Genomic DNA, 26351 nt, shown 5'->3' with positions numbered 1-26351 from the left:
CCCGCCAGTTGATGGCGCTAATGGGCTGAAAGGCCTTTTTTCGTCTGTTGCCCGCACAAAAACAAACGCCCCGAACAAGTCGGGGCGTTTTGTTGGGCCTTCATCAGTGTGTTTTCACACAGTCTGCAAAGGTGCCTTTTGCCTATCTGCCCGCGGCAAACCCCACATTGCCCGGTGTCGCGCGCCGCCCTCAGTCTGATAACGTGCGTCTATCGATCGCAGCCGGTATGCTTGGCCCGCATCTTCATGGACGCTTGCTATGACCCTCACAGAATTACGCTACATCGTTACCCTCGCCCAAGAGCAGCACTTCGGCCACGCGGCCGAGCGTTGCCACGTCAGCCAGCCGACCCTTTCGGTGGGCGTGAAAAAGCTTGAAGACGAACTCGGTGTGCTGATTTTCGAGCGCAGCAAAAGCGCCGTGCGCCTGACCCCGGTCGGCGAAGGCATCGTCGCCCAGGCGCAGAAAGTCCTTGAGCAGGCCCAAGGCATTCGCGAACTGGCCCAGGCCGGCAAGAACCAGCTGACCGCGCCGCTGAAAGTCGGCGCGATCTATACCGTCGGGCCGTACCTGTTCCCGCACCTGATTCCACAACTGCACCGGGTCGCCCCGCAGATGCCGTTGTACATCGAAGAAAACTTCACCCACGTGCTGCGCGACAAACTGCGCAACGGCGAGCTCGACGCGATCATCATCGCCCTGCCGTTCAACGAAGCCGACGTGCTGACCCTGCAACTCTACGACGAGCCGTTCTACGTCTTGATGCCAGCCCAGCACCCGTGGACGCAAAAAGAAACCATCGACGCCGGCCTGCTCAACGACAAGAGCCTGCTGCTGCTCGGCGAAGGCCACTGCTTCCGCGACCAGGTGCTTGAGGCCTGCCCGACCCTGACCAAGGGCAACGATGGCGCCAAGCACACCACGGTCGAATCCAGCTCGCTGGAAACCATTCGCCACATGGTCGCGTCGGGGCTGGGCATCTCGATCCTGCCGCTGTCGGCAGTCGACAGCCACCACTACGCCCCGGGCGTGATCGAAGTGCGGCCGCTGTCGGCGCCGGTCCCGTTCCGCACCGTGGCGATTGCGTGGCGCGCGAGCTTCCCGCGGCCCAAAGCCATCGAGATCCTCGCCGACTCCATTCGCCTGTGCTCGGTGGCCAAGCCAGCGGCACCGGTCACCGCCGGTTAAGCGAGCGTCATGACGGAGCTGTCGCAAGTGTCGGTGACGGCACTCAAGGGTGTCGGCGAAGCCATGGCCGAGAAACTGGCCAAGGTCGGCCTGGAGAATCTTCAGGACGTGCTGTTTCACCTGCCGCTGCGCTATCAGGATCGCACCCGTGTGGTGCCGATCGGCGCGTTGCGGCCGGGACAGGACGCCGTGGTCGAAGGCACCGTCAGCGGCGCCGATGTGGTCATGGGTCGCCGGCGCAGCCTTGTCGTGCGTCTGCAGGACGGCACCGGCGGTCTCAGCCTGCGCTTCTACCATTTCAGCAACGCACAGAAAGAAGGCCTCAAGCGCGGCACGCGGGTTCGCTGCTACGGTGAAGCCCGACCCGGTGCGTCAGGACTGGAAATCTACCACCCGGAATACCGCGCCATCACCGGTGACGAACCGCCGCCGGTGGATGAAACCCTGACCCCGGTCTACCCGCTCACCGAAGGCCTGACCCAAGCGCGCCTGCGCCAGTTGTGCATGCAGACCCTGACCCTGCTCAAGCCCAGCACCCTGCCCGACTGGCTGCCGACCGAACTCGCTCGCGACTATCAACTGGCACCGTTGGCCGATGCGATCCGCTACCTGCACAACCCGCCCGCCGATGCCGACGTCGACGAACTCGCCCTCGGTCATCACTGGGCCCAGCATCGTCTGGCCTTCGAAGAACTGCTGACCCATCAACTGTCACAGCAACGTCTGCGCGAAAGCATGCGCTCCCTGCGCGCGCCAGCGATGCCGAAAGCGAAAAAACTGCCACCGAAATACCTGGCCAACCTCGGCTTCAGCCCGACCGGCGCCCAGCAACGGGTGGGCAACGAAATCGCCTACGACCTCAGTCAGCACGAACCGATGCTGCGGCTGATTCAGGGCGACGTAGGCGCCGGTAAAACCGTGGTCGCCGCCCTCGCCGCGTTGCAAGCACTGGAGGCCGGTTATCAAGTCGCACTGATGGCGCCGACCGAGATCCTCGCCGAGCAACACTTCATCACCTTCAAGCGCTGGCTCGAACCGTTGGGCATCGACGTCGCATGGCTGGCCGGCAAGCTCAAAGGCAAGAACCGCGTCGCCGCGCTGGAGCAGATCGCCAGCGGCACGCCAATGGTGGTCGGCACTCACGCGCTGTTCCAGGACGAAGTGCAGTTCAAGAACCTCGCGCTGGTGATCATCGACGAACAGCACCGATTCGGCGTGCAGCAACGGCTGGCGCTGCGGCAGAAAGGCGTCGGCGGGCGCATGTGCCCGCACCAACTGATCATGACCGCCACGCCCATTCCCCGGACGCTGGCGATGAGCGCTTACGCCGACCTCGACACCTCGATCCTCGACGAACTGCCGCCCGGACGCACCCCGGTCAACACCGTGCTGGTCACCGACACCCGCCGCGTCGAAGTCATCGAACGGGTGCGCGGTGCTTGTGCCGAAGGACGTCAGGCCTATTGGGTGTGCACGCTGATTGAAGAGTCAGAAGAGCTGACCTGTCAGGCTGCCGAAACCACCTTCGAAGACCTCACCGCCGCCCTTGGCGAGTTGAAAGTCGGGCTGATCCACGGGCGTATGAAACCCGCCGAGAAAGCCGCCGTCATGGCTGAATTCAAGGCCGGCAACCTGCAACTGCTGGTCGCCACCACAGTGATCGAAGTCGGCGTCGACGTGCCCAACGCCAGCCTGATGATCATCGAAAACCCCGAGCGCCTGGGCCTTGCGCAGCTCCACCAGTTGCGCGGCCGCGTTGGCCGGGGCAGCGCCGTCAGCCATTGCGTGCTGCTCTATCATCCGCCGCTGTCACAGATCGGTCGCCAGCGCCTGGGCATCATGCGCGAGACCAACGACGGTTTCGTCATCGCCGAAAAAGACCTCGAACTGCGCGGCCCCGGCGAAATGCTCGGCACCCGCCAAACCGGCCTGCTGCAATTCAAGGTCGCCGACCTGATGCGCGACGCCGACCTGCTGCCTGCCGTGCGCGACGCCGCACAAGCCTTGCTGGAACGCTGGCCGACTCACGTCAGCCCATTGCTCGACCGCTGGCTGCGCCACGGGCAGCAATACGGCCAAGTGTGAGCACCGTCGCAGTTTCTGACAGATCGTTCTGATCAAGCTGGTTATACTCCTGCCATTGTTTCAAAAACGGATACAGACCATGACCGAAGCCGCTCTCGCCCCCGAACCCCCGCACGCGCCGTCTGTCATTCGGCTGCTGCTAGGCAAGCTGGGCATCGCCTACGAAGAAGTGCTCGACCACCACGGCCTCAATGCATCGCGCAAGGTACAAGCCGTGTTGCTGGACGACACCGTCGGCGCGCTGATGGTGCTGTTTCCACAGAGCCAGTTGCTGGATCTCAATCGCCTCGCCGAACTGACTGGCCGGCGCCTGACTGCCGTGTCCACCGAGCGCCTGGAAAAGATGCTCGGCAAACACAGTCTGAGCCTGCTGCCAGGCCTGCCGGCGCTGACCAGTTCGCCGTGCCTCTACGAAGAAAGCCTGCTGCGTGAGCCGAAGCTGCTGATCAACTCCGGCGAGCCGGGCCTGCTGCTGGAAATCACCAGCGAAGCCTTCAAGACCATGCTGACCAAGGCCAGCGCCGCCAATTTCGGCGAAGCCCTGAGCAGCATCCGCCCCAACCTCGACCGCCCGGACGATGACCGCGAGGAAATCACCCAGGCCGTGCAAGCGTTCACCGCGCGACGCATCCAGCAGCGTCTGGAAGCGACCATCGAGATTCCACCGCTGGCCGAAACCGCACAAAAAATCATCAAACTGCGCGTCGACCCCAACGCCACCATCGACGACATCACCGGCGTGGTTGAAACCGACCCGGCGCTGGCCGCGCAAGTGGTGAGCTGGGCGGCGTCGCCGTACTACGCCTCGCCGGGCAAGATTCGCTCGGTGGAAGACGCGATCGTTCGCGTGCTCGGGTTCGATCTGGTGATCAACCTGGCGCTGGGCCTGGCCCTCGGCAAGACCCTGAGCCTGCCCAAAGACCACCCGCAACACACCACGCCGTACTGGCAGCAATCGATCTACACCGCCGCCGTCATCGAAGGCCTGACCCGCGCCATGCCGCGCGCCCAGCGCCCGGAAGCCGGCCTGACCTATCTGGCCGGCCTGCTGCACAACTTCGGTTACCTGCTGCTGGCCCACGTCTTTCCGCCGCACTTCTCGCTGATCTGCCGTCACCTGGAGGTCAACCCGCACCTGTGCCACAGCTACATCGAGCAACACCTGCTCGGTATCAGCCGCGAACAGATCGGCTCGTGGCTGATGCGCTACTGGGACATGCCCGATGAGCTGGCCACCGCCCTGCGCTTCCAGCACGACCCAAGCTATGACGGTGCCTACGCCGAATACCCGAACCTCGTTTGCCTGGCCGTGCGCCTGCTGCGCAGCCGTGGGATTGGCTCCGGCCCGGATGAAGATATTCCGGATGCGTTGCTTGAACGTGTGGGCCTGACTCGCGACAAAGCCAACGACGTCGTCAGCAAAGTCCTCGAAGCCGAAGTGCTGCTGCGCGAACTGGCCTCGCAGTTCAGCCAAGCCTGAATGCAAAGCGGGCAAGCGACCTCCAGTTGGAGCGACGCTTGCCCGCGATGGGCCAACCTGCGGCTTAAGCCGACTTGTCCAGGTAACGGATCACCCAGCCTTTATCGTACCCAGAGTCGGTGAAATACACTCCGCCCACCACGATGCGCCCATCGTCCATTACCGCCATGCCGTGGGGGTATTCGAAACCCGCGCTTTCATTGAAAACGGTAAATCCTGTACCAAAGAAAGAGGAGTCTGGAGAACCATCCGCCAGAAAGCGTGCGGTGACCGCGCTGAGATTCTCATCAAGCGCGCCAGTGCCACTGTTACCGCAAACGATGACTGAACCGTCCGTACGCGGCACGCAATGCAACCATCTGACGCCTTGGGACACAGGTGACGAAATCAGTGGTTGACCATCATTGAACACCCGATTGTAGGAGCCGCTGAGATTGAGCACCGCAATCAAGCCCTGAGAGACGCCCTCCACCGCCGCACCGCCGGCCACAACAATCTTGTCGTCGACGATTGCCGCAACGTCCAGGCTTATCCATTGATCGTGGGGCACGTCCACCGCGCCTTTGATTCCAAAACCTGTGTCAACCTTACCCGTAGCGTCGAAACGAGTAACGAAGGCGCCATGCGCACTCACCGCAAAATAATTGCCGCAGATCACCACGGCGCCGTCAGCCTGGGTTGCCGCCGCTTGCGCAACGATGTCCAAAGACGAAATATCTGCAAGCTCTACGAACGCAAAGCCCGTGCCGTTGAAGGTCGTATCGGGTGAGCCATTCGGCTCGAACCTCAGAACGATACCTTTTGTCCGGCCGGAAGCATCCTCAACGTTACTGACCACGACGATTTTTTCGTCCAGTTGTTGTTGAGCGACCATCCCTGCTGCGCCAGCCCCTGGGGCACCGCTGGCAGACGCTTGCACCACCCCGATATATCCGCCGCCGCCCATCTTCGCGTAGGAAAGATAGAGCACACCTTGTTCCCCGAAAGACGTCTGCAGTTGCCCGTCCTCGCGCTGTCTGACCAGCACCAGGCCCGTCGAGTTATTCGCGCCCTCTTCCGTGTACTGAGCACGAACCAGCCAGCCGCCATCGCTCAGCGGTGTAAACCCGAGAATCCGTCTCATGTAAAAATTTTCTTTCAGCCTGATCTCGACGTAGCCGGAGCCGTCTCCACCGAAAGCTGAGTCGAGAGCACCGTCTTCAAGCAGACGAACGATCCGCGTAGGTGCACCGGGCGTTGAAAGGCGAACGGCAACCAGCAATTTGTTTTGCGGCAGCGCCAGCAGCGCCCTGACGTCATATCCCGAGAATCCGGGGAATGGAAATCTGAGGATGCCACCGTCGCCGAAGGTCGGATCGTTATTCAAGGATGGCGTGCCCGCCACATAGCGCACGAAACGCCCAGGGACGTTGGGAAGATCAGAATGGACGGAGAGCTCGATACACACCACGATCCGGCCTTCCGTCATAACGGTGACACCTCGCGCAAAGGCAGCCCCTGCGCTGTCTTCAAACAACGCATGACCCGTACCGTTGAAAGCCGTATCCGGTTTTCCATCAGCAAGGAAACGCGCCGTCACCATGGCTGATTCACCCTGACCGACAACAGCGATCGAACCACCCACCTGCGAGGTATGCGTCCACGCCAACCCTTTTAGTAACGGCGAAAACAGCGGCTTGCCACCATTGAACACAAGGTTGGCCGCGCCGCTGGTCGTGAATGCAGCGATCAACCCACCGTCGAGACCACCACGCTGGGCTTGGCCCGCGACGATAATCCTGCCATCGCCTTCACGTACCGAAATCGATTGCAGAAAACTCTCGCCTTCATCATCGGGCATCAACACGGCCACACCGTTGTTGAATTGACTGTCCGGCGCGCCACTGGCGTCCAGACGCGCCAGAAAAACTCCACGACCTCCCGATCCGTCCTGGTATGAACCGCAGACCAGCACCTTGCCATCGGCTTGAATGGCGATGCCGTAGACGTTATTCGATGTGGCGACATCCACAACCACATAGCCCGAACCGTTGAATGATTGATCGAGTGAGCCATCCGCTAGCAGACGAATCACAACACCCGCTGGCAGTGGTGCATCATCAAAAAACACTAAATGGAGCAGGACGATTTTGCCATCCACCTGCCGGGCCGTTGATCGTGACGGCACGTGGGCAGTCTGTGAGGATCCGGTGTTCGGGTGACTTGCCTCACGCGGCACGCTAGCGGGATGGGGATTGCCGTAATGGGAGATAAACCGCATGCCGTTGGTGCCGAACGCGTCGTTCAGTTCACCGGTATTTTTCAGGCGGACCAGTGCAAGGCCAACGTCATTGGAGGTAGTCGAGGAATATTGAAGGTGTATCAGCCAACCATCATCCTCAAGCGCATCGAGACCGGATACATAGCTGATCCGAGCACCTTCCAACGCTATTTCAACAAAACCTCTGCGCGCGGGACCAAAGGTTTCGTCCAGCGAACCGTCGTCATTCAGCATCGCAATGGCAACCGGGGCATTCGCTCCCGTTAAAGGTATCGCAACGAGTAATTTTGCATCGGGGAGCGCCAGGACCGCCGCCGCTTCGTCGCCCGCGATACCAGGTATCGGTAAGGTCAACACACCATCCTGAGCAAACGTCGGATCGAGAGACCTAGGGATCGAAATACTGTGTGTCTGCGTCATGAGCTTGCTCCATCAAGTCAGTTAAGTCCCTTAATGCCGGAACTGGAACTTGAGTAGAACATCGCGACTGTGCACGAAACACCTGATAGAAATGACAGTCCGGCCGTCTTTGCGAGCCACAATGATGGCCTTACAAGACAAGCGCACCGTTATTCAGTGCGCTTGCATGGGTGTGTTCTAGCCAGCGACTTCCTAAGCTTTAGCCTTCGCCTTTCTTGGTTTCAAATACTTCATCAACCCTTGGAACCACATCACCAGTGCCGGGTTACCTTTGAGCTGGATCGACTTGTCCTGAATGCCCTGCATAAAGGCCAACTGCTTGTTCTTTGCCTGCATCGTCGCAAAGCCATAACCGGCATCTTTAAATGCAATCGCAAACGCCGGCTCCGCCACCACGCCAGACTTGCTGGTGATCCGCTGATCCTTCACCACGAAATGCCGCGCCACTTTCCCGTCCAGGGTCTGTAGCTGAAACACCAATTCCTTGTCACCCAACTGCTGCTGGAACGCAGGATTTGTCCGACTGGCCTTACCCATCAACAGACCCAGCATCCACAGAAGAAAACGAAATTTCATGCGCACAGCCTCAAAAGGAAAATGAACGGCCGGGGCAGTGTAAGGGATTCGGACGATAACACCACTGTTCGGTAATGTTGGAAGAGGATGCTGTAGTTTTCTCGCACGATGACTACCAAGTCACACACCTCCTACATACGCCTACACACATTTCTGTAGGAGCTGCCGAAGGCTGCGATCTTCTGATCTTCCACCCTGCAAACCTATGGGAAATTTCCTGCAAAACGCCGGGCTGTTCATGAACTAGGCGAGTTGGGTTGCTAACGATAGGCTCTGTGTGTCGCCGCAAAATCGGTGACTCGGACGTGCAAGTTCGAACTCGTCATGCATTCGGTTATAGCTATTCACCGAGCGTTTTCTTATGCTCGCGAATCGTTATGGCGGCTGTGTGTGGGAGGCCTTCGGGTCTGCCGGTAACCGAGTCCGGTCTTGCACACCTATACACAGCTGCCACCTCTTCGAAGCAAGCGAAGTAGTGCTGGCTCCATAACTCGGTGAAATTCCTATGTTCAAGCCAACACCCAATCCCCCAGAAAACCCAGATGTTTCGCCCTACGAATCTCTGGAATCAAAGAAATTCCACGAAGCCGCCGAGCGCGCCCTCGACCACCATTTCAAACCAGCCGTCGATCCACACCCCAAACGCGAGAACGGCCTCTTCAAACTCTCCCCCGGCACCGACGCCGAAGCCCTCATGGCCAACGCCTCCGAAGACCTTCTGTCCATCAGCGTCATCGCCTGCGACCTCGCCGACGACCTCCACGGCTCCCGCCGCTCGGTTGCACTCGCCCTGAGCAGAATGGCGGACGGTGTGCGACTGATGGTGGAAGGGACGCTCGACCAGATTGAAGTGCGAAGCGTGGCGGCCAAGTCGTAGCGAGATTTGTGGATGAAAAAAGGGGACGTTAAGTCCCCTTTCTGAATATTCCCTGCTTCACCATTGGCAACCTGTTTCAGGTTTCGAATCCACGTTGTAATCGTTTTCAAACGAATACTTCTTTGCGGATTTGTAATTCGTATACGACATCGCATCAACCCGGCCACCCTGAGTGACCATCTGATACTCACCTGTCAGTGCGCCATCAACTACTTCAACCCAAGTTGTCGTGTACTGGTAGGGCCGGCCATAGACCAGTTCCTCTTGTTCAGTATTGCGATGAACCAGAGTGATGGCCTTCTTCGACTTGCTGTACTTGACGCCAGCACCGCTCCACTTGGCGACAGAATCGTAATAGGTTCTGAACTCAAAATTTATGGGCTTGCCTTCGTGGGAGCGGAAGCAAAAAACCTCGGTCGTGACCTCGCTATGAGCCGCCAGAGGAACGAAAACGAGCAACGCGGAAAACAATGCAGACGAAAATTTCAAACCGAACATTCCTTTAGCGGTTCATCGGTACAGAACACACAGTTACAGCAACTCAACGAGCTCTTGTCACGCCTCGGGCGCCACAGCGCTGCGCTCACCCACCCTCGCCGGGATTTTCGAAGCTTTTCCCGCTTCAGACATTCGCGATGCGTATTGCTTGTACGCCGCCACCGCTCGCTCTTTATCGTTCATAGCCCAATAGCTATCTGCGAGATTCAGGTAAGCCACCGCCCGCTCTGGGTTGTGTGCAATTACCGCATTCAACAGTTCAATAGACTCTACGTAGTAACCCGCTTCGCCGAGTAGAAAACCAAGGTCGTTGGACCAGCCGGGACGCTGCGGGTAGTAGTACTTTGCGGCGATATAGCTATCCGGGGGACAAGTGTCATGTGAACCACCACCCATCAACGCGTAGCTCATCGTATCCTTGAAGGAAGAGTCATCACCCTTTCGGTAGGCTGCCAGCGCCATATCCAGCAGATCAGCTGAATCGACGGTCATCAATTTCTTTCTAACGCCCTCAATACTGCCAGTACGAGCAACCTGCAGCTTCTGCAGCGCCTCACGCCCATCGAAAGAGGCGAGAGTGATCGGGCCCAATGTCTGCACCGGCAACTCCACTACGCTGACAAGCGACCGATCACAGGAGTCGTTGTTCGCCACTTCCAGCAGAGCTTTCAGCTCAAACTGCTTTGAACCTCTGTTGAAGGCGAACAACAGGTTGAAGTTGTAAACCGCGTTATCTTCCTCGCTGGTTACCAGCGCGATGTAATCCCCAGCCTCAACGAACGGCTGCTTGATCAAAGCTTCCTCAGCCTGCGGATCAATGACAGTCATGACGCCAGGGCGACCTTTGAGTACATGGACGCTGAATACACCCTGAAGCGCAGACGAGTACTGACTCTTGATCAGAGGCAGCGCCTTCGACGTATTGAGCAAAATTCCCTCATTACGTGCCTGCACCGGCGCGATCAACAACCGGTTGGAGGCCTCGTCCGCATCCCCTGCCAGAACAAATACCTTTTGCCGTGATGCATCACCCAGCAAGCTAGCCGGGATTTCCTTAAGAACTTGGGGCGCAGCAAGCGCGGGAGAACCCGGTACAGCGACACAACAAGTTAGAGCGCAGAGAACGCTCTGCAATACGCGTTTCACTTTCTTCAATCCTTGATTCAATCAAATGATGTCCAAATACACCCCAATAGAGCTTGTCCGATTAGGCACCGGGTTCAGGCGCGCCGCACTTCAGTTCTTTAATTCGCTCATTCTGGATCGGTATCACACAAGCGAGCCGCTTCTCTCCTTCCCCACGAAGCTCGAACAAGCTGAGCGTCAGGTGTAAACCATCGGCAGCAAATGCATGATCCTCAAACAATGCACTGGCATAACCATTCCAAAACGATTTGCCGTCAAAACTGCAAAACCGCTTGGAGGACAGCACCCTCCAACCGCCGTTGGGCGCCAGTATCTGGACCGTCAGGCATGGGCTGCCAAAGGTGCTGACATAACGTGCCACGACATCGCCGAAGCGCTGGGAGCCGGACAGGTACACCTTGTTGAGATCAACTACATTACCCGGCTCATCAGCGACGATCGTGTCCAGATAAGCCGCACGCTCCAGACTCATTCTGGCCACGCAGTTGTTGATCGTCGTGACATGCGCTGCCACCCCAGGCTCGATTTCCGTGGCTTCAAGCGGGCAGGTGGTGTCGCGTAGCTTGATCCAGGCGCGCTGGGATTCTCTGGCCATGGCGACCAGCGCTTTACCCTGCTCAGGGTCACGCGTTTGTTGAGCCTCAAACCGTCCCAGCAGTTTCTTGTAGCTGGCATTGAGTTGCGTGTCGGCTTCCTTGCGGGCTGCCTCCACGCACCGATCGACCTGGGCGCTCACGGTGATTTCTTTGCAGTCGTCCTCGGCCATCGCGCAGGAGGCAAACAGGCATCCAAAGGACAACGCGATAAAACGCGCAAACATGTTCAATTTTTCATTCCCTGAATGACGGATCGCTCAACTACACGTTGAGGTATTTTCTGCGCCTTGCCGGCGGCGCTCATCGCGTCGCGGTACTGGCTGTAATAGCGCTGCGCTTCATCTTTGCGATCAAGGCGCCAGAGTGAATCGGCGATGTTCAACATCAGCACCGTGCGTTTACCAACGGCCTCAACGCCGCGATAAAACTTCAGCGCCAGTTCATCTCTACCGCCCTCGGCCAAGTAGAAAGCCAGGTCGTTGAAAGCTTGAGCATTGCGCGCCGGTGGGTGACAAGCCATATAGGACTCTGGACTTATAGTGCGAAGATTGAATGCGAGTTCTTCCACGCGAGATTGCGGCATCTCAATATTTGAGACCTGCTTCAATAAGTCCTTTGGAGACGGCGTCTGCATGACGAGATCAGGCGCATCCTCTTCCCCGGAAGTCCACCGATTGCCCTCCCACTTGCCGTAGCAAAACCTGGCTGCGGGCTGACTGAGCACACAACCGGTCTCCATCGAAATGACCCCGCAACCAGTTTCCTCTGTCGGGATTTCTTCACCCTCCTGGCCAATGACAACGCCATAAAGAGTCTGAAGGAGGAGCAATGTTTTCTTGTCGGGACTTAACCAAGCCTCATGCGTTTCAGTACCCACCGCGGGTACATAGAGGGGAAAAGTTTTTCCATTGGCGGTAAACGAGGCGACCGCCGACTCCGCAGCAGGCCTGCCCCATGTCTTGTCATTCAGCGTCACTAAGTTCCCGCCAACCCCCACGATCTCAATATTTTCAGACAAGGCATTGGCTGAAGCTGACAGGCTCATGACAATCATCATCCGCTTAAGGCTGCCCGCGAGAAGACGGTTCATCCACTCACTCCTCATCCATCGGCGACGATTCCACGTCGGTCATGCTCAGCAGCCGAAACTCAGTGTTCACAAACTCGTAGTAACGATCCCGATTACCGCTTTCCAACGCATTCCCTTGGGAGTCTTGCTCACCGTCGAGCGTGATGCCGGAGACGATGACCAAGCGGCTGTCGGGCTGGTAAACCATGCCGAACGTACTGCCGTCGTAAGCATTCGGCAGACCGCCAACGACTTCCCCAGTCTGAGCGTCCAGCACTTCGCCGCAAATCGCGCTGCCGCCACAGCCGAGCCTGTGCAGGATGTAATGGCCGGCGAAGTTGACCTTGCCTTTCAGGGCTTGCACCCGTGCCTGATCCATCATTGGGCTGCTGTTTTCTTGCGGCACCAGTTTATGGTTGGGGCCGTTGAAAACTGGCGTGACGGTGTAATCCTTGAAGGCTGGATCGGCAGCGAATGCCATAGACGCGGCAGCTAATATCAAGCTGGCGAGAAGAACTGAAAATCTTTTCACGCTGTAACTCCATCGAGGCAATGCATTTTGGGTGTGTTCATTCGAAGGCAATGCCGCGCACCGCTTTCCTGATTTGCTCGAACCCTTCGTTGCTGATCGCCAATGGAGTGGATGAACCCGATTCCGCCGAGCCGATCAGCACGTCTTTACCCCTCAGCAGGCAAAAAGCGATGCGGGTAATGTGCCGTCGTGACTTGTCGTGGAAACCGAAGATGAAACCCGAAAAACTCTCCCCGCCCCATTGCTCGAAGGTGTAGGTGTTCGCACGACCCGCGAGCGAATTGGGCACCCAGCCCTGATCGGTAAGGGTCGCCGGGCACCTGCGGTCGTTGTCGTCACGCAGGATTTGCACCGCAAACGCATCGTCTGCTGCGGGTTTCCAGTCGGTGAGAAGCGAAAAGTACTCCGAGTTTTCACACATCAAACCAAACCACGGCTGGCTCAGGTCGCCATGTTTCTCGAAGTGCCAGTCGGCACCACTCGACGTCTGCGCTTGCCACAAGCTGGGGGCGCTGGACGGTTTGGGCAGTTGTTTGGCTGCGATAAATACCGAATAGAAATCGTCGAACTTCAGCCATTGGTTCTGCAGCAGCGGCATGGAGAATCGACACGAACCCATGTCTACAACTGTCTCGGTCGGGCCTTGCGCAACCGGCGACTGGCCGGGCTCGTTACCGACCAACACAGCAGCTGCGGCGGTCACATAACCCACCTGTAAAAGCACGACCAGACCAAAGATCAATTCGCGGAGGTATCGTAGTTTCACTTCCTATCCTTCGAATTGATCAACTCCAACTCACCATCCCGATACAACACCTCACACCCCACCCACGCCGGATCCACCTGCGGCATTACCGCCGACGGCTTGCGCAACTCCCGCAACAACGTCGAGCCATGCGACAAGCGCCCACCCATGCGGGCAATAACCGCCCGCGCGGTTTGGTAATGCGCATGTCGCCCCGGATCGAGGGAGTCTTCGAGCAAAATGTCGGCGCCGAGAATGCCTTGCACCTGCCCCGGATAAATCATGAACCCGGTGGCCTGTTCCGCACCTTCGCGACCGTCCTGCCAGAAGCTGCCGTCTCGGGTGCGAACGTCGGGATGCGGCGCAAACCAGTGCTCGCGGTCCGCCAACGGCATTGCGTGGTGCAGACGAAAGAAGATGCGCATCAGGTTGTCGCGATACCACTCGCGCACTTGCAGGTAGTAACCACGCAGGCCCGGCAGGCCGGTTGAATGCGCGAGGCGGATCAGCCCTGACCATTGCGGGAATGCCTGTAACGGCAGCTCACTCGACGTGGGTCGAGGCGTGGCCGGATCGGTCTCCCACGGCAATCGATGCGGACTGTTTTCAAGGTTGTCGTACGCGGTCGGCGGGCGCCCCAGCCAATCGCCGCCGCTGCTGGCCAGCGCCGTGGCGATGCACAGATTGCCTTGCACCACGAACACGTAAAACCGGGTGAACCAGTCCGCCAGTTGTTGGCCATCGGCAGCTTGGGCGACGAGTTCGGCCAGTTCCCGATCGAAGCGCTGCAAACCATTTTCAAGATTCAGCAAATGCCCACGAGCCCTGCGTTGCATGCGCAAAAACAGCGGCAACGAACGCAGCATTTTCAGCGGTTGCCACGGCAGATGCGGAGTCGCCCCGCCAACTTCACCGGCATAGTTGCTGGCGCTGATGCCCCAGTCGGCGAGTCGGGCGAGGAACAGGTCGTTGTTGATGTAAGACGCGCCGCCGAACACGGCGGTGAACGGCTCGTTGTCCTGCAACACTCGCGCATCCCAGCGCGCCATGATCGCCGGAATACTTGCCGCTGCCCGGCGCTGGGCATACTCCACCAATACGCTCGGTTGCGGCGGCAGGATCTCGGCGATGTTGGCGGCGGTCAGGTGTCGGCGCCAGCCGTAATCGCTGATCGGCCGGTATTGCAGCAGCCACAGTTGCCCGCCGTCCCAGGCCCATTCGACGTCGCCTGGTACGTAGTGAAATACCCGCAGCACGTCTTGCAGAAATTGCCATAGCCGCTCTTCGGTCAAGCCGTGGGATGGCGTGAACGCGCCGCTTCGCCAGGCATCGCCAACCCGCGAAAGCGTTGCCCGCGAAGGGCTGACATGACCGTCGGCCAGCGATTCGAGATGGCCTTCAACCCACTCCAGCTCTACCGAGAGATGTCGCACGAAGGCGATCCCGGACACTACCGGGGTGACGAAGCGCTGCACCACCACTTCCTCGACGCCTTCGGCCGTCAGTTCGGCGATGCGTTTAGGCACGTTGGCGGTCGGCTCGCGCAGATAAGTCGTGCTCAAACCGGCATTGGCTGAATCGGCCTGATCCTCGCCATAACTGGAGGAGCGCACCGCCCAGGTCACGTCGGGTTGGGCGGCGAGAAACGCAGGCAGACGCGGATCAGCGCAATCGTTGAGCGTCAGCGCCGCCGGCACCGGTTGCCGGGCCAGTTCAGCCAAGCGCAAACGCCCGCCCTTGGTGTGCGCAACAAACCCGCGCTCGCCCGACTCCAGCCACTGCGCAAACTGCGCGGGTGCGTCGATCCACGGGTAATGGCCCCAACCGGGTTTCAGGCTGATGGTCAGATCTGCGCGCGCAAGAATCGCCGACCATGCCGCCGCTTGTTCGATGCCCAGTACCTTGTCCTGATCGCCCCAGACCAGTTCGACCGGGTCGGTGATCCACTCCAGCAAGGGCTGCGCGGTGTCGGCACGGATCAGATCCCAGTGCGGCACAAACGCACGGCAGCGCGCATAACCGGCGCCCATGCGCTGATACTGCGCGGGCGTCCAGGTCTGGTTGGAGAACTTGCGCGCGAACAGCGTGGGTTTGTTCGACAGCAGCCAGTGAATGGACTTGCGGATCGGCAGCGGTGACATCAACGCCGGCAATCGGCGCTGCCACAAAAAGGCGCCCACCGGCGCCAGCAACACACTGCGAGAAAAGTGCCCGGGCCGACGTTGCAGCGCATGCAGCACCAGCAACGCGTTGACCCCGACGGCCATGATCGCACTGCCCTGCTGCGTCATCGCCAGCAAGGTCTGCGCGTAGTCGGCAAGATCCTCACAGGGTGGCTGCGGATTGGCGCCGAAGCCCGGCAATTCCAGCGGCACCACGTCGTAGCGCTGAAAGTGCGGCAACGCGTCATCCCACCAATCGGCGGCGCTGCCATTGCCGGCCAGCAGGTACATCAACGGCTTGCTCATGGGCGATCCTCAGGTCAGATCGCGCAGAGCGGCGTCGAGGGTTGGATAGCGGAATGTGTAGCCGGCCTCGGTCAAACGCTGCGGCACCACGCGCTGACCGTCGAAGAACAACTGAGCCATTTCCCCTGCCAGCGCACGCACGGGCGCGGCGGGAATGTGGAACCACACCGGGCGTTTGAGGACTTTGCCGGCCTGCTCGGCGAACGCTGCCTGACTGACCGTCTCGGGCGCGACCATGTTGTAGGTGCCACGCAGAGTGTCGTCGTTGAAAGCCCGCGCGATCACCTGAAGCACATCGTCACGATGCACCCAGCTCATGATCTGCTGACCGTCACCCATGCGCCCGCCGAAACCCAGACGGAACGGCAGCAGCAACGGCGTCAACGCACCGCCGGGGCCGAACACCACACCGAGGCGCAGCACCACCTGACGCACGCCAAACTCGGTGGCCGGTTGCGCGGCGGCTTCCCAACGCGCGCAGAGTTCGGCCATGAAACCGTCGCCCTTGCTGGCGTGTTCGTCGAGGTTTTCGCTGGCATCGCGCACGCCGTAGAAACCGGTGGCCGAGGCTTGAATCCATAGCGCTGGTTTTTGCTTGGTGTTCTTCAGCCAAGTCATCAACGCTTCGGTGGTGCTGACTCGACTGGCGAGCAGTTGCGCCTGACGTTTGGGAGTCCAGCGTGGGCCGGCGACAGGGGCGCCGGCGAGATTGATCACTACGTCGAAGGCTTCGTCGTGGCTGAGTTCGCTGAGCGAATGCACACAGCGGATGCGACCGTTGAATAGATTGGCCGCGGTCAATGGATCGCGCGTCAGTACGCTGACAGAGTGGCCGGCGTCGAGTAATTGATTGACCAAGACTTCACCGATGAACCCGGTACCGCCAGTGATCAGCACGCGTTTGAAAGCGCTGTCGGCAAACGGGTTGGATTGGCTCGGAGTCTTTACTGCAGGAGACTTTCGGCGGTCATGCCGATAAAGCCAGAACAACGGCGGCAACAACACCAGCAATGCAAAGCCGTCGAGCCACAGGTGCGACCAGACCTGCTGTTGCGCTGAAAGCCACATGTCCTGCGGCGCCCATAACAGAATGCCGGCGATCAACCAGCCCCACACTGCCGGGGCTTTCGAGCGATTGCCCAAGTGCACCAGCGCGAGCATGTACAGCGAATAACTTTGCAACGTCGCGCCGAACAGCGCGAGCCACCAGACTTGTTGTTCGTGGCCGGCCGCAGGTACCGCATCGGCGCCCCAGAATGCGAGTTCGAGAACTTCAAGATAGCCGTCGAGTAAACCGGAATGCCCGGCCCAGGTCAGGGTGAGACCGGCGAGAATGTGCACGATTGCGGCGGCGTATAACCAGAGCACTAGCGCTGGGCGAAGGGAGATCGAGGGGGCTGGCATTCCGTGTCCTGAGCGCATTCCTTGGGGGTGGGGAGTTTAAAGGAAAATCGCGGTCGTCAGATGCTCAAGTATTAAACGTTCAAGCGCTGCGGATTCTGGCTCAGCGCCTATGAAAACGCGTTAGCCATGGTGGTGGAACGCGTTTGATCACATCGAGGTGAAAAGGCGTCGGGCGCTATAAACGCCCTTCTTCACTTAACCGCACTAAAAGCAGCTGCTGGCCACTATCGGTTCGGCCACTTCGGACTGAAGTCGCTTAATCGCATTGATGCCCGAGTCGTTACCTTTGTCGGCAGCAAGCTGATAACAGGCCAAGGCGCGAGGAGTATCTTTCTTTCCTAGATCGCCGCTTTTCCAATAATCGCCTAACGAAACGAATGCGTGCGTTGATCCCATGGTGGTAGCACGAATCAACTCTTTTTCAACGTCCAGCGGGCGCTGGCAGGGTCCTGAACCGGCCAATTCATTGCCAAAACAATAGAAGCCAGCCAACGACTCAGCACCGCTCGGTGAATCAACGGCTGCTGCTTTGAAAAGAGCCTCAACTTTGCCGTATTCCAATTGCGGGGCCATACCCGACAGACTCAGCCCAGCCGCAGCCGAACTAGATATAGGATCGCCTGAAGCGGCCGCGCACAGGTAATTTTCCAAAGTCGCCTCAAAAAGTTCTCCTGTCAGCCGGTATTGCTCAAGGCCGCCCAAGCCAGCAAATCCTTGTCCGCGCTGCCAACAGAAATTCTCTGCACGACTCATTTTCCGCGTGGTGGCTACAGAAAGCTCTTTTTCAGGAATCGACCAGTCCTCAACCCCATCAAGCGTCCAGCAGGACTTCCGAGAAAAGTTGAAAATCTTGATATTGCTGTTGCCGGCGCGTTTATCCACAACGTTAACGTGGCGGTCATCCACCTTCTCGATCTCTATTCCTTCCACTTTCCCATCGGGCACAGCCACCATTAAGGGAAACGCCATATCGCGTCCCACCTCCGCAGTAACGTAAGTCACAATCCGCCCTATATCCGACGTCCCCTCTAATACCAGCAGCTTCACGGCCTGCGCAGTTAGTCGCTTCTGCGACTCGACATTAGCGGAGAATGCTGGAAGAAACTGTGCAAAGTCTTGCGTAGGGCACGAGCCACGTCCAATTGTCGGGCCACTCCCGGTATCGGACGCGATATTGTCCAAAAACACTGAACGGTCGCGACTCATACTGGCGATGCAATTGTTCACCGCTGACACATGCGCCGAAGAGCCCGGTTCCGTCTCCAACGCATCGACTTGGCAATCGGTATCGCGCAATTTGATCCAGGCGCGCTGAGCCTCCTGAACCGTTGCCTTTTGGCTCGCCGCAAGAACTGGATCGGTTTGATACCCACCCTCGAGCCGAACCATCAGTTCTTGATAACTGGTATTCAACTGTTTATCTGCAGCAACCTTGGCACTCACAGAACATCTTTCCCTCTGAGAGTTCGTAGTGATATCGGCACATGCATCGTCAGCAAATGCATGTCCCCCCAACAGAGATAAACCACCAATCAGCACGGCGGGAAGCACCGGAATAAGATATTTACTCAAGGCAAATTCCAACAATATTTTGCGAAAGTGTATTTTTAAGTCGTGCTTATTCTTCAAGGGAGATAGCCATTTTCAGAGTAGATCCATTCAGATAAACGACTGCTTCGCGCCCATTAATATCGACAGGGGTAGGATTCTGGATCATTCCTTCATCACTAGCCTTCGCAATTTTTGTTAACGTCTTATCCGCAACATTGGCACGCCAAATAGTTTCATCACCATTCTTGAAATAAAACGTCGGCCGTGACTTGCTCCAAATCGGAGCATATATATTCCAACCAGCCTCGGGCCGACCAGCCTGCGCTATCGTTTCATACCCTGAGGTGTGCGAGTAGTACGCTTGCAATTTTCCATACTCACCACCCCAACCGAATGTCAAACCACTAACAGCATTTTCATCAGTATTTGGCCACTGCTGGAACAGCAAACTGCTTTCCAATGGCGGAGATTTTGAACCGAGCTTATAAACCATCCCCCGCAGCTGATTCTTAGAGAGCTGCTGTCGATAGTAAAACGCCCCATCCAAGATTCCCGCGAATCTTTTCCCTTCGTCGTTTGAACCCAAACTCAAAGCACCATCAAAACCGATATCTTTCGCAATCGTGTGCAATACCGGCCTGTCGTTGCGATCAACGTACTCATATAGATTACCCCGATACGCAATCACCGCCGCATCAAAATGCCCTTCGAACACGATGACATGCAACATGCCTGAAATTGTTTCAGCGGAGATCACAAATCGTTCAACAGCCCCTTTTTCATTGGGAAGCCATGCTAAATTAATGACCTTCCATGAGCGGTCAAACTGTGTGTAGGGTTTATCACCCAACATTAACTTAATATCTTTCTGAGTCGGCCTAGGCGCAATAGAAACCGGTGTGAGAAAGCTTATCTGCTGAACATAAACTTCCTCTAAACACTCGACTGACTCACAAGAATTACGCTCTGACTCAAGCCAATCACTTTCAATTAATTGAAAAACCCGCCGACTTTTTATCGACTTGAAGACTTCACTTAGCTTTTCATCCATTGCGGACAAAGAAGGAGAACGACAAATTTTCCTTTCTACGTCCGTTGAAGCTTTGCCACAGTCGAAACTCGCAGAAAATGCCACCGAACTGAAAAGCAAAAAGGCTAACGGTAAAAAGCCAGGGAGCGAATATATATTTTTCATTGAATCAGCCATCAAAGAAGTATTCCCACCATCGAAACGGATACGTTTACGCTCCGCCTCAAAATCAAAGAATTTTGGCGCAACAAATAAATCCGTTCCCTTTCACACGTAAAGGAAATAGCGCAAAAAAGAAAAAGAAAAGTTTGTTCATGCTCATCCAAGTCGACGCTTTCGCGCGAATGCACTGGCTTGTCCGTTTCAACGTCTGTTCTTGTCCGGTGCCAAAGCCAATTGGCGAGCACGCTCTATCGTCGCGCGAATTAGGCAGGCATCGGACCACTCACCGAAAACTGATTTCTGCGATTTCGGGTCGGACTGGCACTCCGCATCTCGAAATTTCATCCAGGCTCTTTGAGTTTCCCTCAGTGCTTTCTGACCGCTTTCGTCCAGCCGACTCATACGATCCCGATATACAGAATTCAGCAATGCATCCGCGTCAGGAACCATCAGATCAAGAACACCATTTCCCGAAGGAAACCACTCAACGTCCGCCAATGCCTGTTCGCTCTCATTGTTCCAATTGTAGAGGCCGTTTTCTTCGATCTTCAGTGTGGCGGATCGCTGATGGTGATTCGTCGGATCGCTTTCGCTGACCTCCGAGCGATAAACAATTTCCAAATAGATAGGGTCGGTTGTGCGCTGAGGATCATTCAATAGCGTTTGCCGAACAATGGCCCGTTGCTTATTGCTCTCAGTGATCTCTATCGAAAAGCACGGATCCGGCCCAGGACGTTCTGCGGACGCCTTCCTCTCCAGGCATTGATTACGAACCGCCATGGAAGGGGTATCCGAACCACCACCCACATCAACGACTCTGACAAGCAACCGGACTTCCGGGTCCTTGGAAAAGTCGGCCTGAAGGATGGTGGCAATCATCGTGCCCTCAGCCATGACCACAGGCGACAGTATTGAAAATAAAAAAATGAGGCTGAATCTGAAAAACTGCATCCCTTGGCGTCCGTAAAAAAATCAGTGATCCGTTCAATTCTGAACGGGCCTGCGACAGAAGATAGAGTCAGAACCGACAAGCGGGCCAGATCTATTTAAGTTCTCAACCAAATTCAAAGCGGTCGAGCGCAACAAATAAATCCGTCCCCTTTTCCTCAGTCCCCTTTTCCTCAAAGACTTTCTCTCATGTCCATGCACTCCTTCGCATCCGCGAGGACCTTGCGTTCACCATTATTGAGGACGCACACAGGTTTTTTGAAGGTGCCTTTCATCCTTTGACAGACAGTGCTACCCGCTTCCTTATAAACACATTGCTCGCCAGAAATGATCAGCTCTTTACCTGGAATCAAAGTCACAACTTTTGTGCTTTCAATACGGTAAACGTTTTCGTAAATTGAATCACCGAACTGTTGAATATCTTTATAGGTACCATCCTCCAACTCCGAAGCACTAGCAGGAATGTCTCCGATATATGTGGCCTTTCCACCTTTAGCTACAGCAGAAAAAATCATAACCTGAGCGTTTAGACCCATATCATCACTGGTTGGATAAGAAAATATAATTGCTATATTTTCGGTCCCTGCCACTTCTCTAGCAACATAATCTGACCGACATCCGCGATCAGCATTATCAAGAGAGAAGACTCCCCCTTCAAAAGAAAGAGTCAAGCTAGCTTGATCAGCTTCTTTACATATCAGGCTATGCTCAGTTGAAGCCGAATAAGCAGCGCCACTATAAATGGATAACAAAAACACCATTAGGCGAATCATTCAAATGACCTCAGTAAAATCTTTGAAGCTTATTTATCATTATTTCACGAGCCGAGAAGTTCGCGGCAGCCGGCCAAGGGTGAGCAGCATCGGTCCCGACTAAAGAACCGTCATCCCTAATACGTCGAGTCATTTTGGGTATGTCATTAGAGTCGGCAATTCCCAGCAGTTTGTTTTTCGTCCAAAACCAGCCCGCCGCTTCAAGACAACGAAGGGAACAGATTTATTTGAGTTCAACGATAAAATCAGTTGGATAAATAAATCCGTTCCCCTTACCCGCACCTTTTATCCAACGGGAGGACGAAAAAAGTCCGCTCCTTTGGTTCACTCTGCATCCACTGGAAACTATTTAGAAAATCGCAAAGAAGATAAAACGTCTCTTATCCCCTGAAAAGTCTCTGCATCCAGAGTCAAAGTATCAGGATAATTTTCCGCTGCACCTACCAGCATGTTTTCTCCCTCTAGGATACAAAAACTAACACGCGCAATTTTTTTGCCCGTTTTATCCTTAAACCCGAAGATGAATCCCGACCAACCAGAACCTCTCAACTCTTGAAAAATGTAGTCTTCGGAGTTGCCAGCGCTTTTATTTGGCAGCCATCTCTCATCACTTAACGTTGCAGGACACTTAAGAGCATTTGCTTGCCTAACATCCTGAAGCTCTGGACTAACATCCTCGCTCCCAGAGTCTTCCCCAGTTTGTTTTAGGTCAAAATTGTCCACAACATCGCACATCATGCCAAACCACTTGGCTCCTAAATTGGAGTCTTTTTTAAAGCTCCAATCATAACCGACAGCCATTTCAGCCTGTTCAAGATGCGGCCAGTCCTGATCCTTAGGAGGAGATTTTGACTCTAGAAATACAACATCAGGTGTATTGAACTTAATATATTGATCTTTACTAATATCAAGTGAGTATTTACAACTACCTTGGCGCACATTAACGACTGCTATTCCAGACGCAGATATAGAGTCGTTAGGCTCGTTCCCAACATTTACAACTCCGTCAGCCTGTTCCTTGTCAGCAGACACCGCCGTGCTTGAAGCCGAACACACCACCAATGCAAGGTAAAAACCAAATGTTTTTTTCATTAATCGACTCTCCGATAAACAAAGTCCTGCGGCGTCCCTGACGAAGATCCAGATGGCGTTGGAAAGCTCAAGGTATCCATTAAAACCATTTGTGCGTTTGCAAAAGCGAGAAATCTTGCTTGCACTCCCCAAATAGAGCTGAAGCTAGATGAAGGGGAGCCTAGATTTACAGTAGCGGCAACATTTCCGAAAGCAGAATTCTCATAATAATGTTTTGTTTGAGCATTAGTTGTTAGAGTCTTTAACGTACTGCTTGAACTGGTGTAGTAGCCATCAGCTTGTTTGGAGGCCCCAGACCAAGCCCAGTAGGCGCCAGCACTATTGGCTGCATCATACGAACCTTTTACCGCGTCACGCTTTGTGATGATCGCTTGTGGAATGCCAGTAGACGCATCGCTCAATGAGTTTGTTGGATCGTACATAGTTTTGTGACCATTAACTATAGGTCTGTTATTGTTCGCCATCGTTGTATGACTAGCTAAAACCTGTTTAACTTGCGAGCTTATTACTTCACCCTTAAATTCCCAGTACTTTATATAGTTACTGGCATGTGTTAACTGAAGAAAGCCTCTGCCATCCCACGGCTTATACCAATATGGGCTACCCTCATGAAACTTTTGGTACCACTGAGTTTCTTGTGTAGCATTACCAAAGAAACATGCCAATCGCACCGGGGTAACTACCAGAAATTTACGCAAAGCCTTATTAAGATCATTCCGACGAGTTAAAGCATCTGGACTTGAACTAGAAAGCAGGGTGCCCGCATTTGGTAAGCTGATTGACTCCCACTGCCAAGTAGATGCCTTCCTCAACGAGTTCGTTGGAAGCAACTGGACAAGCTCATTTCTGCTTAACCAACTACATTTCCTAAATGTCGCAATAAATTCTTTTGGTGGAAAATGCCAGTGCCTACTTTCAATGCCTTCGATAGCGGCATCTTCCCAAAAGCCTAATGCAACCTGATGCCTCTTCAACTTATCATAAGCCTCTTGCGGCATCGGTCCATTTTCAGCCACTTTTAATAGCCAGTCGTAGCGAGCATCAAAATCGTTTTTACACCACTCGCTGGGAAACATGCATACCAAGCGCTTAATCCGATTTTGAGCATCTGTACTTTCAAGCTTTTGCTTACTTAAATCTCTTTCCTTCACATAGCGTTCAGAAAGCTGCTGCTTTGCCTCTTCCGATAGAGAGGAGTAAGCAGGAGAAGTAGCTATCCCTATGGCATCGGTGTTATCGGAAACTACTTTTCCAACATCCAAAGCTAGTAGTTCTCGAATAAAAGGTGACTGGCAGTGGCTATCTTTATCCTTATCGTCATCAACCAACTGCCAACCCTGCCAATGAGGAAAATCTGCATCGCTGAACTTCCCAACCGTAGGAGAGTTTAAGTTAACCCAACCTACTTTACTTTCCTCGCCAACTTTTGCGGGGAATTTTATTTTACGCCAATGGGCAGCATCAGTCGGCTGCAATCGCTCCTCACCAATAACTCTTCCAAAGCGTAGCAGTTCAAATCCCGCACTGGGAGATTGGGGATATAGCTCGCTGGAAGTTTTAAATAGCGAGTACTCAAACTCACTTTTCTCGTCTACCCCACCCAAGTCAAATCCAGACCGGGTATATGTAGTTAGCGTACATGAGCCTTTAACGAAACTCATTCTAACAAAAAGCCCATCTTGTAACTCTGTCGCCAGCGCCCACTCATAACCATCAACTGTATTTGACACATTAGTTGCAGGAGTGCCCCCCGCTTCCTCAATCGGCGCGGGTCCTGCGGGCATAGCAGGGCAACGATAAATAATCTGCGAGTTATTTAGAGCGGATAAGTGGCTGGATGGCTGACTCTCGTAACCAAAAACTTCTGGAGGAATAAAGAAAAAAATATCCCCCCAACAGCAGTCCTTTCGACCATCGCTAGTTTTGAATGCCAGGTCTTTTTCTTTTCGCCCAACGATATTCTCGATTTTGCTGTCGTCAGCAACAATTTCAAAATGAATCCTATTTTCCTCACCGTAAATTTTGCCAGCCTCACCTATGATATCTTTTCGATATATCTTTTTTCCTTTAGCTGGCGCGCTCAAACTAATTTTTGTGAGATGCATATAGATTGAATAGAAGACGATCTTTCCTTTTTCGCCTTCGCCTATCTCCGTTTCGTGCTTGATTACAATACAACCATCATCTGTCCACTTTTCGCGATACCTAAGGCCATGATCAGGCGCCGCCTCACTTTCCTGGGTCGGCTGTCGAAAATAAACCAGTATTCCATCTGAGATTGCACATACCGGCAAAGCTTTTCCGCTTTCTTGAGGTGCAGTCAAATGGATGCCGCCATGCCAGTTGAGGTCAAAGCTTAGCGGATAGCCACCATCGCCAGGGATACCTCCGACCATAGCGCGTGAGAGGAAAACATCGTCAGTTTCTCCCGCATTCGGTTTCGGCAGAAAAGGAGGGCTAATGATCATTCAAAAAATTCCTTGTTCATATTGACGCTTGTCCGTCCGCTCAAAGCGAGAAAGGGTAATCAACTGTCGGCTTAACCTTCTCAGGCACCGCATTCCCCAACGCCTGATCCATCAAACTCCCCGCCTTATCCTTATCCGCCGCCCCCGGCAGCACCGGCGGTTTAATCCCGATGCCAGTCCCCGATCCCGCAGAACCACCCGCATTGATCTTGATCACCGGCCCAACCACCGTCACACCACCGCCATCCAGCTTGATAAAGCTCCCACCCCCGAGAATGGTCAGCTCCGTCCCCGCCTCAATAACAATCTTGTCCCCAGCCTTGAGGTGAATCTCTTTCCCCACGCTGGTGAGCTGCGCCGTGCCGAGTTTGACGTGTTGGTTCTGCCCAACCGTGAGGTGATCATCCAGCTTCGCTTCAACCTTGCGGTCGGAGATCGTGGTGCGGTGTTCTTCAGCCTTCAGCTCGGTGTAGGTGTTTTTCACCACCGTGTCATGACGTTCATTGCCGACCCGAATCTTCTGGTCATGCTCTACGTTTTCATCCCAATCCCGCTGCGCATGAATGTAGATCTGCTCCGCACCTTTTTTGTCTTCAATGCGCAGTTCGTTGTACCCACCACCGCCCGGTGAGCTAAGCGTTTTGAAGACGCTGCGAGTCTTGTTTGCCGGCAGTGCGTACGGCACCGGGTTTTCCTTGTGGTACAGGCAACCGGTGACGAGGGGTTGGTCGGGGTCGCCTTCGAGGAAGGTGACGAGGACTTCCATGCCGATGCGCGGGATGCTGATGGCGCCGTAGCGGTCGCCGGCCCAGGAGCTGGAGACGCGCAGCCAGCAGCTGGTTTTGTCGTCGGCGAGGCCTTCGCGGTCCCAGTGGAATTGCACTTTGATGCGGCCGTATTGGTCGCAGTGGATTTCTTCGCCTTTGGGGCCGGTGACGTGGGCGGTCTGGCTGCCGAGGACGCGGGGTTTCGGGTGTTCGAG

The 26351-nt window shown here is 55.5% G+C and carries 21 protein-coding genes; 4 read left to right on the top strand and 17 right to left on the bottom strand.

Translation table 11 applies throughout. The annotated features are described in order from the left end of the window. The first annotated feature begins 259 nt into the window (after nucleotides 1-259). The 3 genes from AACY50_RS27165 to AACY50_RS27155 all read left to right on the top strand — a co-directional run bounded on the left by AACY50_RS27165 (nucleotide 260) and on the right by AACY50_RS27155 (nucleotide 4754). Nucleotides 260-1189, top strand: a complete 930-nt coding sequence (locus tag AACY50_RS27165) for a hydrogen peroxide-inducible genes activator (RefSeq protein ID WP_339433797.1) — start codon at nucleotides 260-262, stop codon at nucleotides 1187-1189. Between the two features lie 9 nt (nucleotides 1190-1198). Then, nucleotides 1199-3274, top strand: coding sequence for an ATP-dependent DNA helicase RecG (recG, locus tag AACY50_RS27160; RefSeq protein ID WP_339496156.1), 2076 nt, complete (start codon nucleotides 1199-1201; stop codon nucleotides 3272-3274). A 79-nt stretch (nucleotides 3275-3353) separates the two neighbouring features. Beyond that, the gene (locus AACY50_RS27155; RefSeq protein ID WP_339433799.1) at nucleotides 3354-4754 is read left to right on the top strand and encodes an aminoacyl-tRNA deacylase and HDOD domain-containing protein; all 1401 of its coding nucleotides are present in this window, start codon (nucleotides 3354-3356) and stop codon (nucleotides 4752-4754) included. Nucleotides 4755-4818: 64 nt separating this feature from the next. Here the strand turns inward: AACY50_RS27155 and AACY50_RS27150 are convergent, their stop codons facing one another. Both AACY50_RS27150 and AACY50_RS27145 read right to left on the bottom strand, forming a co-directional pair. Further along, nucleotides 4819-7434 carry a hypothetical protein gene (locus AACY50_RS27150; protein ID WP_339539635.1) on the bottom strand — a complete coding sequence of 872 codons (2616 nt, stop codon included), beginning with the start codon at nucleotides 7432-7434 and terminating at the stop codon, nucleotides 4819-4821. 192 nt (nucleotides 7435-7626) lie between these two features. Beyond that, on the bottom strand, nucleotides 7627-8010 hold the full coding sequence (locus AACY50_RS27145) for a helicase (RefSeq protein WP_339433801.1): 384 nt from the start codon (nucleotides 8008-8010) through the stop codon (nucleotides 7627-7629). A 505-nt stretch (nucleotides 8011-8515) separates the two neighbouring features. Here AACY50_RS27145 and AACY50_RS27140 point away from each other — a divergent pair. After that, nucleotides 8516-8887 carry a DUF6124 family protein gene (locus tag AACY50_RS27140; protein WP_339539633.1) on the top strand — a complete coding sequence of 124 codons (372 nt, stop codon included), beginning with the start codon at nucleotides 8516-8518 and terminating at the stop codon, nucleotides 8885-8887. 57 nt (nucleotides 8888-8944) lie between these two features. Here AACY50_RS27140 and AACY50_RS27135 read toward each other — a convergent pair whose 3' ends face one another. The 15 genes from AACY50_RS27135 to tssI form a co-directional block, all read right to left on the bottom strand. After that, nucleotides 8945-9385, bottom strand: coding sequence for a hypothetical protein (locus tag AACY50_RS27135; protein ID WP_191630839.1), 441 nt, complete (start codon nucleotides 9383-9385; stop codon nucleotides 8945-8947). A gap of 57 nt (nucleotides 9386-9442) precedes the next feature. Continuing rightward, on the bottom strand, nucleotides 9443-10552 hold the full coding sequence (locus tag AACY50_RS27130; protein ID WP_339539631.1) for a tetratricopeptide repeat protein: 1110 nt from the start codon (nucleotides 10550-10552) through the stop codon (nucleotides 9443-9445). A gap of 40 nt (nucleotides 10553-10592) precedes the next feature. Continuing rightward, nucleotides 10593-11351, bottom strand: a complete 759-nt coding sequence (locus AACY50_RS27125; protein ID WP_339434314.1) for a lysozyme inhibitor LprI family protein — start codon at nucleotides 11349-11351, stop codon at nucleotides 10593-10595. Between the two features lie 2 nt (nucleotides 11352-11353). Beyond that, nucleotides 11354-12217 (bottom strand): tetratricopeptide repeat protein, encoded by an 864-nt coding sequence (locus tag AACY50_RS27120; RefSeq protein WP_339434313.1) that lies wholly within the window; start codon nucleotides 12215-12217, stop codon nucleotides 11354-11356. A gap of 4 nt (nucleotides 12218-12221) precedes the next feature. Then, nucleotides 12222-12677 (bottom strand): hypothetical protein, encoded by a 456-nt coding sequence (locus AACY50_RS27115; RefSeq protein ID WP_339539628.1) that lies wholly within the window; start codon nucleotides 12675-12677, stop codon nucleotides 12222-12224. 88 nt (nucleotides 12678-12765) lie between these two features. Continuing rightward, nucleotides 12766-13494, bottom strand: a complete 729-nt coding sequence (locus tag AACY50_RS27110; RefSeq protein WP_339434311.1) for a hypothetical protein — start codon at nucleotides 13492-13494, stop codon at nucleotides 12766-12768. Continuing rightward, nucleotides 13491-15941 (bottom strand): alpha/beta hydrolase, encoded by a 2451-nt coding sequence (locus AACY50_RS27105; RefSeq protein WP_339539626.1) that lies wholly within the window; start codon nucleotides 15939-15941, stop codon nucleotides 13491-13493. Before AACY50_RS27105 ends, AACY50_RS27110 begins: the two co-directional genes overlap by 4 nt. A 9-nt stretch (nucleotides 15942-15950) precedes the next feature. Then, entirely contained in the window at nucleotides 15951-17345 is a 1395-nt protein-coding gene (locus AACY50_RS27100; RefSeq protein ID WP_339539624.1) for a TIGR01777 family oxidoreductase, read from the bottom strand. Nucleotides 17346-17549: 204 nt separating this feature from the next. Further along, nucleotides 17550-18917 (bottom strand): lysozyme inhibitor LprI family protein, encoded by a 1368-nt coding sequence (locus AACY50_RS27095; RefSeq protein ID WP_339539637.1) that lies wholly within the window; start codon nucleotides 18915-18917, stop codon nucleotides 17550-17552. A gap of 46 nt (nucleotides 18918-18963) precedes the next feature. Next, entirely contained in the window at nucleotides 18964-20103 is a 1140-nt protein-coding gene (locus AACY50_RS27090) for a lysozyme inhibitor LprI family protein (RefSeq protein ID WP_339539622.1), read from the bottom strand. 186 nt (nucleotides 20104-20289) lie between these two features. Then, entirely contained in the window at nucleotides 20290-21039 is a 750-nt protein-coding gene (locus AACY50_RS27085) for a lysozyme inhibitor LprI family protein (RefSeq protein ID WP_339539621.1), read from the bottom strand. A gap of 170 nt (nucleotides 21040-21209) precedes the next feature. Then, a complete protein-coding gene (locus tag AACY50_RS27080; RefSeq protein ID WP_339539620.1) occupies nucleotides 21210-21809 on the bottom strand; it encodes a hypothetical protein in 600 nt (199 codons plus the stop codon). Between the two features lie 345 nt (nucleotides 21810-22154). Continuing rightward, nucleotides 22155-22901: a hypothetical protein gene (locus tag AACY50_RS27075; RefSeq protein ID WP_339539618.1), complete on the bottom strand. Its 747-nt coding sequence runs from the start codon at nucleotides 22899-22901 to the stop codon at nucleotides 22155-22157. Continuing rightward, on the bottom strand, nucleotides 22901-25369 hold the full coding sequence (locus AACY50_RS27070; RefSeq protein ID WP_339539616.1) for a M23 family metallopeptidase: 2469 nt from the start codon (nucleotides 25367-25369) through the stop codon (nucleotides 22901-22903). The genes AACY50_RS27075 and AACY50_RS27070 overlap by 1 nt, the downstream gene beginning before the upstream one ends. Before the next feature lie 40 nt (nucleotides 25370-25409). Next, a partial coding sequence (gene tssI / locus AACY50_RS27065) for a type VI secretion system tip protein TssI/VgrG (RefSeq protein ID WP_339539615.1) occupies nucleotides 25410-26351 on the bottom strand: 942 nt, incomplete at its 5' end.

The organism is Pseudomonas sp. RA_15y_Pfl2_54 (assembly GCF_963971015.1).
In the GTDB taxonomy this organism is placed as follows: domain Bacteria; phylum Pseudomonadota; class Gammaproteobacteria; order Pseudomonadales; family Pseudomonadaceae; genus Aquipseudomonas; species Aquipseudomonas baetica_A.
This window is presented reverse-complemented; position numbering and strand designations above follow the sequence as displayed.

What these genes read in the sequence shown, in the direction of transcription:
- AACY50_RS27165 (WP_339433797.1), top strand. Translation starts at nt 260, where the DNA reads ATGACCCTCACAGAATTACGCTACATCGTTACCCTCGCCCAAGAGCAG.
- recG (WP_339496156.1), top strand. Translation starts at nt 1,199, where the DNA reads ATGACGGAGCTGTCGCAAGTGTCGGTGACGGCACTCAAGGGTGTCGGC.
- AACY50_RS27155 (WP_339433799.1), top strand. Translation starts at nt 3,354, where the DNA reads ATGACCGAAGCCGCTCTCGCCCCCGAACCCCCGCACGCGCCGTCTGTC.
- AACY50_RS27150 (WP_339539635.1), bottom strand. Translation starts at nt 7,434, where the DNA reads ATGACGCAGACACACAGTATTTCGATCCCTAGGTCTCTCGATCCGACG.
- AACY50_RS27145 (WP_339433801.1), bottom strand. Translation starts at nt 8,010, where the DNA reads ATGAAATTTCGTTTTCTTCTGTGGATGCTGGGTCTGTTGATGGGTAAG.
- AACY50_RS27140 (WP_339539633.1), top strand. Translation starts at nt 8,516, where the DNA reads ATGTTCAAGCCAACACCCAATCCCCCAGAAAACCCAGATGTTTCGCCC.
- AACY50_RS27135 (WP_191630839.1), bottom strand. Translation starts at nt 9,385, where the DNA reads ATGTTCGGTTTGAAATTTTCGTCTGCATTGTTTTCCGCGTTGCTCGTT.
- AACY50_RS27125 (WP_339434314.1), bottom strand. Translation starts at nt 11,351, where the DNA reads ATGTTTGCGCGTTTTATCGCGTTGTCCTTTGGATGCCTGTTTGCCTCC.
- AACY50_RS27120 (WP_339434313.1), bottom strand. Translation starts at nt 12,217, where the DNA reads ATGAACCGTCTTCTCGCGGGCAGCCTTAAGCGGATGATGATTGTCATG.
- AACY50_RS27115 (WP_339539628.1), bottom strand. Translation starts at nt 12,677, where the DNA reads ATGGCATTCGCTGCCGATCCAGCCTTCAAGGATTACACCGTCACGCCA.
- AACY50_RS27105 (WP_339539626.1), bottom strand. Translation starts at nt 15,941, where the DNA reads ATGAGCAAGCCGTTGATGTACCTGCTGGCCGGCAATGGCAGCGCCGCC.
- AACY50_RS27100 (WP_339539624.1), bottom strand. Translation starts at nt 17,345, where the DNA reads ATGCCAGCCCCCTCGATCTCCCTTCGCCCAGCGCTAGTGCTCTGGTTA.
- AACY50_RS27090 (WP_339539622.1), bottom strand. Translation starts at nt 20,103, where the DNA reads ATGGCTGATTCAATGAAAAATATATATTCGCTCCCTGGCTTTTTACCG.
- AACY50_RS27085 (WP_339539621.1), bottom strand. Translation starts at nt 21,039, where the DNA reads ATGCAGTTTTTCAGATTCAGCCTCATTTTTTTATTTTCAATACTGTCG.
- AACY50_RS27080 (WP_339539620.1), bottom strand. Translation starts at nt 21,809, where the DNA reads ATGATTCGCCTAATGGTGTTTTTGTTATCCATTTATAGTGGCGCTGCT.
- AACY50_RS27075 (WP_339539618.1), bottom strand. Translation starts at nt 22,901, where the DNA reads ATGAAAAAAACATTTGGTTTTTACCTTGCATTGGTGGTGTGTTCGGCT.
- AACY50_RS27070 (WP_339539616.1), bottom strand. Translation starts at nt 25,369, where the DNA reads ATGATCATTAGCCCTCCTTTTCTGCCGAAACCGAATGCGGGAGAAACT.